This is a genomic window from Variovorax sp. YR752 (genome assembly GCF_943372545.1).
The window spans coordinates 1-8,936 of the sequence record NZ_CALRZC010000293.1; the positions used below are offsets into that span (position 1 = coordinate 1).

Sequence of the window (8,936 nt, forward strand, 5' to 3'; positions counted from 1 at the left end):
GCCCAAGGGCAAGGACTTCTCTCACCTCACGCAGGCCCAGTTCGATCGCATCGCCAATGAAATGAACGGTCGACCAAGACAGACACTTGGCTTTGCCAACCCTGCTGAGGTACTCTGGCAGACCGTTGCATCGACGGGTTGAGCCCGCCGCGACTTCATCGTGCACGGCGGGGACATCGGCGACGCCGGCATCCTCGACGCACTCGCCGCGATCGCGCCGCTGACAGTGGTGCGCGGCAACAACGACCGCGAGGCGTGGGCCGGGGCCATTCCCGAGACGGCCGTGCTGCAGCTCGGCGGCGTGCGGCTGCTGGCGATCCATGATCTTTCCGAACTCAGTGGCGACTTGGCGGGCGAGGGCGTTCGCGTGGTCGTGTCAGGCCACTCGCACCAACCCAAGGTCGAGGAGCGCGGCGGCGTGCTCTACGTCAACCCGGGCAGCGCCGGCCCGCGCCGATTCAAGCTGCCTATCGCCGTGGCTGAACTGATCGTCGACGGCGACACCGTCAGCGCGCGCATCGTCGAACTGCCCCTGTGAGCGGGGCGGGGTCGAATACCCCTAATTGAGAATAAATCTTATTTGATGGGGTATCCTCGGGCCGTTCTTTGAAAAATGCACCACATCGGGGCATTTTCAAAGGACATTCTTCTGCTCCGAGATGCTCATTCCCTTTCTCATCATGCTGCGCGAAGGCATCGAAGCCGCGCTGATCGTCGGCATCGTTGCCAGTTACCTGAAACAAAGCGGTCGCGGTGTGCTGATGCCCGCGGTGTGGGTCGGCGTGCTGCTGGCCACCGCGCTGTCGCTGTTCGCCGGCGCCGGCCTGCAACTGCTGGCGGCCGAATTTCCGCAGAAGCAGCAGGAGCTGTTCGAAGGCGTGGTGGGGCTCATCGCCGTGGTCATGCTGACCACGATGGTGTTCTGGATGCGCAAGGCGGCGCGCTCCATCAAAGGTGAGCTGCACGCGTCGATCGACAAGGCGCTGGCGCAGCATGCCGACGGGCAGGGCTGGGCGCTCATCGGCATGGTGTTTCTCGCGGTCGCGCGCGAGGGGCTGGAGTCGGTCTTCTTCCTGCTGGCCGTGTTCCAGCAGAGCACCGGCTGGGAAGCGCCCGTGGGCGCGCTCGCGGGCATCGCCGTGTCGGTGGTGGTCGGCTGGGGCATCTATTCGGGCGGCGTGCGGCTCGACCTGCGCCGCTTCTTCCGCTTCACGGGCCTGTTCATCCTGCTGGTCGTGGCCGGGCTGCTGGCCGGCGTGCTGCGCAAGCTGCACGAGGCCGGCGTGTGGAACCAGCTGCAGACCGTGGTCTTCGACATGAGCGAAACCCTGCCGATGGACAGCCCCGTGGGCGCCGTGCTGTCGGGCCTGCTGGGCTACCAGGCCGCGCCCGTGGTGGGCGAGGTGATCGTCTACCTGGCCTTCCTGGCCGTGGCCCTGTTCTTCTTCCTGCGCCCGACTGCTGCTGCGGCGCCGCGCACGGCCACCGCCGGCTGATCTTTTTCCTTCATGTCTTCTTCTTCCTCTTCTTCGTCATCGACGCTCATGCGCGTCGCCGTGGGCGCCTCGGCGCTGCTGGTCGTCGCTGGCCTCGCGGCCTTCTGGTACGCCTCGAACCAGGCGCGCAAGGCGCCGCCCAAGGCGACCGACCACGCCGTCACCGTCACGATCCGCGGCAACGCCTGCAACCCGAACGAGATCACCGTGCCCGCGGGGCGCACGACCTTCACCATCGTCAACCAGTCGAACCGCGCGCTCGAGTGGGAAATTCTCGACGGCGTGATGGTGGTCGAAGAGCGCGAGAACATCGCGCCCGGCTTTTCGCAGACCATGACGGTCAAGCTCTCGCCGGGCGACTTCGCCATCACCTGCGGCCTGCTGAGCAACCCGCGCGGCAAGCTGCACGTCACGCCGTCGGCGGCCTCGCTGGCCGAGGAAGCGCGGCCGTCGCTCGTCAACTACGTGGGCGCGCTGGCCGAGTACCAGGTGTTCCTGCGGCTGGAGGCCGCCACGCTCGACGACGCGGTGCGTGCGCTGGCCGATGCCGTCAAGGCCGGCGACCTGGCGCAGGCGCGTGCGCTCTACGCGCCGGCCCACCAGGCCTACAAGCGCATCGAGCCGATGGCCGAGCTGTTCGCCGACCTCGACGCACGCATCAACGCCCGCGCCGACTACTTCGAGAAGCGCGAGGCCGACCCGGGCTTCAGCGGCTTCCATCGCATCGAGTACGCGCTGTACGGCCAGGGCGATCCGAAGGCGCTGGCGCCGGTTCTCGACCAGCTGCTGGCCGACGTCGGGACGCTGCAGACGCGCCTGCGCGCACTGAGCGTGCCGCCCGAACGGCTCGCAAGCGCCGCCTCGAAGCTGCTGCGCCGCGTGGCCGACAACCTGCCGGCCGGCGGCGAGGACCACTACGGCCACGCCGAGCTGGTGAACCTGCAGGGCAGCTACGAAGGCACCAAGAAGATCGCCGACCTGCTGCAGCCGCTGCTCGTGAAGGCCGCGCCCGCGCAGCAGAAGGCCGTGGACGAACGCTTTGCCGCCTTCGACGCCGCATTGGCGCCGTATCGCGACGGCGAAGGCTTCAAGCCCGCGCCGCTGGACGAGGCGCAGCGCCAGGCGCTGGCCGCGTCCGTGCGCGCGCTGGCCGAGGAACTGGGCAAGGTGAACGCCGCGCTCGGTCTGGAATGAGTTGAGAGAGAACGACGACCCCATGGAACCGACGAAGAAGAATGACGTCCCCGTCGCGGGACATCCCGCCTCGCCGCACCGCCGCCGCATGCTCGGCGCCGCGGGCGTGGCCTTTGCCGGGCTCGCCGCCACCGCGCGTGCCGGCGCTGCTACGCCGGGCACGCCCGATGCCGGCGCGCAGGTCACCGACGCGCCGCAGAGCACCCACACGCAAGACCGCGTGCCCTTCCGCGGCAAGCACCAGGCGGGTGTCGTCACGCCGCGCCCGACGGCCGGCATGATCGCCTCGTTCTACGTGCTGGCCGAGAACCGCGCCGACCTGGAGCGGTTGATGCGCACGCTCACCGAGCGCATCGCCTTTCTCACGCAGGGCGGTCCGCAGACCGACCCCGACCCCAAGCTGCCGCCCGCGGGCTCCGGCATCCTCGGCCCGGTGGTGCAGCCCGACGGGCTCACGGTGACGGTGTCGGTCGGTTCGTCGCTGTTCGACGAGCGCTTCGGCCTCGTCAAGAGCAAGCCACTGCGGCTGAACCCGATGCAGCGCCACCCGAACGACGCGCTCGACGCCGCGCTGTGCCACGGCGACCTGTCGATCCAGTTCTGCGCCAACACGCCCGACACCAACATCCACGCGCTGCGCGACATCATCAAGAACACGCCCGACCTGCTGGTGCTGCACTGGAAGCAGGAGGGCTCCGTGCCGCCGATTCCCGCGGTGGCGGGCCAGCCCGCGGAGAGCGCGCGCAACTTCCTTGGTTTTCGCGACGGCTCGGCCAACCCCGACTCGGCGGACGACACGCTCATGAACCAGCACGTCTGGGTGCAGCCGAACGGCGACGAGCCGGCCTGGGCCGTGGGCGGCAGCTACCAGGCGGTGCGGATCATCCGCAACTTCGTCGAGCGCTGGGACCGCACGCCGCTGCAGGAGCAGGAGGCCATCATGGGGCGCCTCAAGCCCAGCGGCGCGCCGCTGGACGGCGGCAAGACCGAGCACGACGTGCCCGACTACACCAAGGACCCCGAAGGCAAGTCGACGCCGATGGATGCGCACATCCGCCTGGCGAATCCGCGCACCAAGGCCTCGGACGCCAACCTGATGCTGCGCCGACCCTTCAACTACTCGAACGGCGTCACCAAGTCGGGCCAGCTCGAAATGGGCCTGCTGTTCATCTGCTACCAGGCCGACCTCGAGAAGGGCTTTGTCGCCGTGCAGACGCGCCTGGACGGCGAGCCGCTCGAGGAATACATCAAGCCCATCGGCGGCGGTTTCTTCTTCACGCTGCCCGGCGTGCAAGGTGCCGACGACTGGCTCGGGCGCAGCCTGCTGGCCGCCTGAGCCTTGCTTTCCTTTTTCATCACCCTCACCGCATCGCACCCAAGGAGATCCATGACCGTGCAGTTCCGCCGCCGCTTCCTCGCCGCTTTCGTCGCAGGCTTTGCCGGCCTTCATGCCGTGGGCGCGCAGGCCGCCGTGTCGCCGCTCGAGCTGGTCGGTCCGATCTCGGACTACAAGATCTACGTGACGCAGAACGTGCGCAAGCTGGCCGCCGACGTGCGCGTGTTCACCGCCGCCGTGAAGGCCGGCGACATCGAGAAGGCCAAGAAGCTCTACGCGCCCACGCGCACCAGCTACGAACGCGTCGAGCCCGTGGCCGAGCTGTTCACCGACCTCGACCAGTCGATCGACTCGCGCGCGGACGACCACGAGAAGGCCGAGAAAGACCCGGCCTTCATCGGCTTCCACCGCATCGAGTACGGCCTGTGGACGCTCAAGAGCACCAAGGACCTGAACCCCGTGGCCGACAAGCTGCTGGCCGACGTGCTCGAGCTGCAAAAGCGCCTGGGCGCGCTGACCTTTCCGCCCGAGAAGGTCGTGGGCGGCGCCGCCGTGCTGATGGAAGAGGTGGCCGCCACCAAGATCTCCGGCGAAGAAAACCGCTACAGCCACACCGACCTGTGGGATTTTCAGTCGAACTTCGAGGGCGCCTACAAGATCGTCGAGCTGCTGCGCCCGCTGGTCGTGAAGCAGGACAAGCCGTTCGCGGAGAAGGCCGACGCCAACTTCAAGGTGGTGTTCGACACGCTGGCCAAGTACCGCACGGCCGATGGCGGCTTCGAGACCTATTCGAAGCTCACCGAGCGCGATCGCAAGATGCTGGCCGGGCGGGTGAACACGCTGGCGGAAGACCTGTCGAAGCTGCGCGGGATGCTGGGATTGAACTGAGCCCGGCCCCGGCGGAGGCACTCATTTCCGCCTGACCCACCACTTTTTGGGGTTGGTCAGGTTTTCGCGAGTGAGAATTGCTAGCATCTGGCTTTTGCTTACTGGCGTGCCCCGGTGTTTCCGGGGGGCGCACCCCCACCGTGCGAAACAACGACCTCGGCGCAGCGCCGACCACCACCGCGCTGAGCCTCGACCAGCTTCCGTCCCATCAGTGGGCCACCGTGCTCGACGTGGCCCGCCCCGACAGCGCGGACGACCGCGAGCTGGTGCTGCGCCTGACCGAAATCGGCTTCGTGCCGGGCGAGGCGGTGCGCATCGTCGCCACCGGCACGCCGGGCCGCGAGCCGCTGGCCGTGCGCCTGGGCCACACCACCTTCGCGCTGCGCCGCCACGAGGCCGCGCTGATCCACGTCACGCCGGGAGCCGCGAACCATGGTTGAAGCCGTCATCCAGGGGCCGGGCCGTCTCGGCGCCACCGCACAGCCTGGGCGCATCGCGCTGCTGGGCAACCCGAACTGCGGCAAGACCGCGCTCTTCAACCTGCTGACCGGCAGCCGCCAGAAGGTGGCCAACTACGCCGGCGTGACCGTCGAGCGCAAGGAAGGCACGCTGCGCACCCCAACGGGCCGTCGCGTCTTCGTGCTCGACCTGCCCGGCGCTTACAGCCTGAACGCGCTGAGCGCCGACGAGGCCGTCACGCGCGACATCGTCACCGGCCAAAGCAAAGAGGACCTGCCCGACCTGCTCGTGTGCGTGACCGATGCCACCAACCTGCGCCTGAACCTGCGCCTGGTGCTCGAAGCGCGCCAGCTGGGCCTGCCGATGGTGGTGGCGCTCAACATGACCGACATGGCCAAGAAGCAGGGCATCACGGTCGACACGGCCGTGCTCTCGCGCGAACTCGGCGTGCCGGTGATCGAGACCGTGGGTGTCCACACCGGCGGTGCGAAGCACCTGCTCGAGGCGCTCGACGCACCGGTCGCCGCCGCCGCGCCCCAGCCCTGGAAAGCGCCCGGCCTGGACGACGTGCTCGCCACGCAGCGCGAAGTGCGCCGCATCCTCGGCCTGGCCGTGAAGGAGCCCGTGGGCAGCCTGGACACCAGCGACCGCATCGACCGCGTCGTGATGCACCCGGTGTGGGGCATGCTGGTGCTGGCCGTCACCATGTTCCTGATGTTCCAGGCCGTGTTCAGCTGGGCCAATGTGCCGATGGACGCCATCAAGGCCGGCACCGAAGGGCTGGGCAACCTCATCAAGACGCACATGCCCGAAGGCATGCTGCAGAGCCTGCTGGTCGACGGTGTCATTGCGGGTGTGGGCGGCGTGATCGTGTTCCTGCCGCAGATCCTGATCCTGTTCCTGTTCATCCTGGCGCTGGAAGATTCGGGCTACCTACCGCGCGCGGCCTTCCTGCTCGATCGCATGATGGGCACCGTGGGCCTGTCGGGCCGCTCGTTCATTCCGCTGCTGTCGAGCTTTGCCTGCGCCATTCCGGGCGTGATGGCCACGCGCACCATCAGCAACTGGCGCGACCGCATCACGACCATCATGATTGCGCCGCTCATGACCTGTTCGGCGCGGCTGCCGGTGTATGCGCTGCTGATCGCGGCCTTCATTCCGGCACGCGACGTGGGCGGCATCTTCAACCTGCAGGGCGTGGTGCTGTTCGCGCTGTATGTGTTCGGCATCGTCTCTGCGATGGCCGTGGCCTGGGTCATGAAGCGCTTCCGCGACAGCACGAAGCATTCGCCGCTCTTGATGGAGCTGCCGGCCTACCGCTGGCCTAGCCCTCGAAACCTGGTCGTGGGACTCTATGAACGAGCATGGATCTTCCTTCAGCGCGTCGGCACGATCATCCTGACGCTCACGATCCTTCTGTGGTTCCTGTCGACCTTCCCGTCGCCGCCCGAAGGCGCGACCGGCCCCGCCATTCAGTACAGCCTGGCCGGCATCATCGGCCGCGGGCTGGAGCACATCTTTGCGCCCATCGGTTTCAACTGGCAGATTTCCATTGCGCTGGTGCCGGGCATGGCCGCCCGCGAAGTCGCGGTGGGCGCGCTGGGCACGGTGTACGCGCTCTCGGCCACCGGTGACGACGTGGCCACCGCGCTGGAGCCGCTCATCGCCGGCAGCTGGTCGCTCGCGACTGCGCTGTCGCTGCTGGTCTGGTACGTGTTCGCGCCGCAATGTTTGTCGACGCTCGCGGCCGTCAAGCGCGAAACCGGCTCGTGGAAATACGTGTGGATCATGGCGGGCTACTTATTCGCCCTTGCATACGTGGCATGCTTCTTGACCTATCGCATTGCACTCGCTTTCGGAGCGGGGTAAAACCACAGGGACACAGGGAAAAGGTTGAAGAAGACATGACACAGCAACTGATCGTCGGATTGATCGTCGCGGCCGCCGCGCTCTACGCGGTCTGGCGCTGGATGCCTGCCGGCTGGCGCCGCGGCGCTGCCCGCAAGCTCGCGGCCGGCACGCAGCGCACGGGCCTCATCGATCAGACCCGCGCCGATCAGCTCGCCGCCTCGTTGGCCAAGACCTCGGGCTGCGGCTCGTGCGACAGCTGCGGCAGCTGTGGTCCCAAGAAACCCGCTGGCGCCGACCCGGCCGACAGCAACAGCCCCGCGCTGACCTCCACGCCCAGCACCGGACGCTGAGTCCGATGCCCGCGCACATCCTCGTCGCAGGGGGCGGGATCGGAGGGCTGGCCACGGCGCTGGCGCTGTCCCGCGCCAACCACCGCGCCGACGTTTTCGAACAGGCCGCCGACTTCGGCGAAATCGGCGCCGGCGTGCAGCTCGGCCCCAACGCCACCCGCCGCCTTCACCAACTCGACCTCGGCCGTGGCCTCGCGGCCATTGCAGCGCGCCCCGATGCACTGGTGGTCCACAGCGCCGGCAGCGGCGCCGAACTGGCCCGCATGCCGCTGGGCGACGCCATGCAGCAGCGCTACGGCGCGCCGTACTGCTGCGTGCACCGTGCCGACCTGCACACGCTGCTGCTCGATGCCGTGCGCGCGCAGGGCACGGGCTCGCTGGTCACGGCCGCGCGCATCCGGCAGGTCGAGACCAGCGACGATCTGGTCTGCGTTTCGAGCACCGACGCGCGCGCGTGGGAGGGCGAGGCGCTGGTGGGCGCCGACGGCCTCTGGAGCCTGGTGCGCGCGCAGCTCGAATCTGAATCCGCCGAAGCGCCGCCGCGCGTGACCGGGCATACGGCGTGGCGCGCGTTGGTGCGTCAGGCCGACCTGCCTGCGGCACTGCGTCGTTCGCGCGTCGATGTGTGGCTCGGGCCGCGTTTGCACGCGGTTGCGTACCCGGTGCGTGCGGGCGACGCGCTCAACGTCGTTGTGATCGCCGAGTCCGCACCGGCTGGTGATGCGCGCGATTGGGACCAGACCAGCAGCCTTGTTGCGCTGAAGCAGGCGATGGGGCGCAGTTGCGCGAGCCTTCAGTCTTTGCTCGATGCGATGCCAAGCTGGCGCGCGTGGACGCTGAGCGATCGGGCACCTGTGGCAGGGCCTGGCGACATGGCGCATGAGCGTGTGGCGCTGGTGGGCGATGCCGCGCATCCGATGGTGCCGTACCTTGCGCAAGGCGCTGGCATGGCGATCGAAGATGCGGTCGCATTGGCGCAGGCCTTGGGCGATACCTCGGCGCTGGGTGTGCCGGCCGCTTTCGCGCGCTATGCGGAGGCTCGCTGGGAACGCAACGCGCAGGTGCAGGCGCGCGCGCGTCGCAACGGCGAAATCTTTCACGCTACGGGCGCGGTGCGCTTCGGGCGCGACATGGCGATGCGGGTGTTGGGTTCCCGGTTGCTCGATCAGCCCTGGTTGTACGGCGGTTGATTCAGGGCGCGTGCCCAGGCCATCGGGTACTTCCCTCCGCGAATGTCCCCCGCCTTCGGCTCCGGCGGGCTCAACCCGTCGATGCAACGGTCTGCCAGAGTACCTCAGCAGGGTTGGCAAAGCCAAGTGTCTGTCTTGGTCGACCGTTCATTTCATTGGCGATGCGATCGAA

At 68.2% G+C, this 8,936-nt stretch carries 9 protein-coding genes; all 9 read left to right on the plus strand.

Annotated elements, in window-relative coordinates; translation table 11 throughout:
• The first annotated feature begins 160 nt into the window (after positions 1–160).
• The 9 genes from AAG801_RS37560 (at position 161) to AAG801_RS37600 (ending at position 8,764) form a co-directional block, all read left to right on the plus strand.
• Positions 161–538 (plus strand): metallophosphoesterase family protein, encoded by a 378-nt coding sequence (locus AAG801_RS37560; RefSeq protein ID WP_341892997.1) that lies wholly within the window; start codon positions 161–163, stop codon positions 536–538.
• 121 nt (positions 539–659) lie between these two features.
• On the plus strand, positions 660–1,496 hold the full coding sequence (efeU, locus tag AAG801_RS37565) for an iron uptake transporter permease EfeU (protein ID WP_341892998.1): 837 nt from the start codon (positions 660–662) through the stop codon (positions 1,494–1,496).
• Between the two features lie 12 nt (positions 1,497–1,508).
• On the plus strand, positions 1,509–2,690 hold the full coding sequence (gene efeO / locus AAG801_RS37570) for an iron uptake system protein EfeO (protein WP_341892999.1): 1,182 nt from the start codon (positions 1,509–1,511) through the stop codon (positions 2,688–2,690).
• Positions 2,691–2,712: 22 nt separating this feature from the next.
• Positions 2,713–4,026 carry an iron uptake transporter deferrochelatase/peroxidase subunit gene (gene efeB, locus AAG801_RS37575; protein ID WP_341893000.1) on the plus strand — a complete coding sequence of 438 codons (1,314 nt, stop codon included), beginning with the start codon at positions 2,713–2,715 and terminating at the stop codon, positions 4,024–4,026.
• 51 nt (positions 4,027–4,077) lie between these two features.
• Positions 4,078–4,914 (plus strand): iron uptake system protein EfeO, encoded by an 837-nt coding sequence (gene efeO / locus AAG801_RS37580; protein ID WP_099795615.1) that lies wholly within the window; start codon positions 4,078–4,080, stop codon positions 4,912–4,914.
• Between the two features lie 140 nt (positions 4,915–5,054).
• Positions 5,055–5,354, plus strand: a complete 300-nt coding sequence (locus tag AAG801_RS37585) for a FeoA family protein (protein ID WP_070062301.1) — start codon at positions 5,055–5,057, stop codon at positions 5,352–5,354.
• Positions 5,347–7,242, plus strand: a complete 1,896-nt coding sequence (locus AAG801_RS37590; RefSeq protein WP_341893001.1) for a ferrous iron transporter B — start codon at positions 5,347–5,349, stop codon at positions 7,240–7,242. The genes AAG801_RS37585 and AAG801_RS37590 overlap by 8 nt, the downstream gene beginning before the upstream one ends.
• 35 nt (positions 7,243–7,277) lie before the next feature.
• On the plus strand, positions 7,278–7,574 hold the full coding sequence (locus AAG801_RS37595) for a DUF6587 family protein (RefSeq protein WP_341893002.1): 297 nt from the start codon (positions 7,278–7,280) through the stop codon (positions 7,572–7,574).
• A gap of 5 nt (positions 7,575–7,579) precedes the next feature.
• A complete protein-coding gene (locus AAG801_RS37600) occupies positions 7,580–8,764 on the plus strand; it encodes an FAD-dependent monooxygenase (protein WP_341893003.1) in 1,185 nt (394 codons plus the stop codon).
• Positions 8,765–8,936 lie beyond the last annotated feature (172 nt).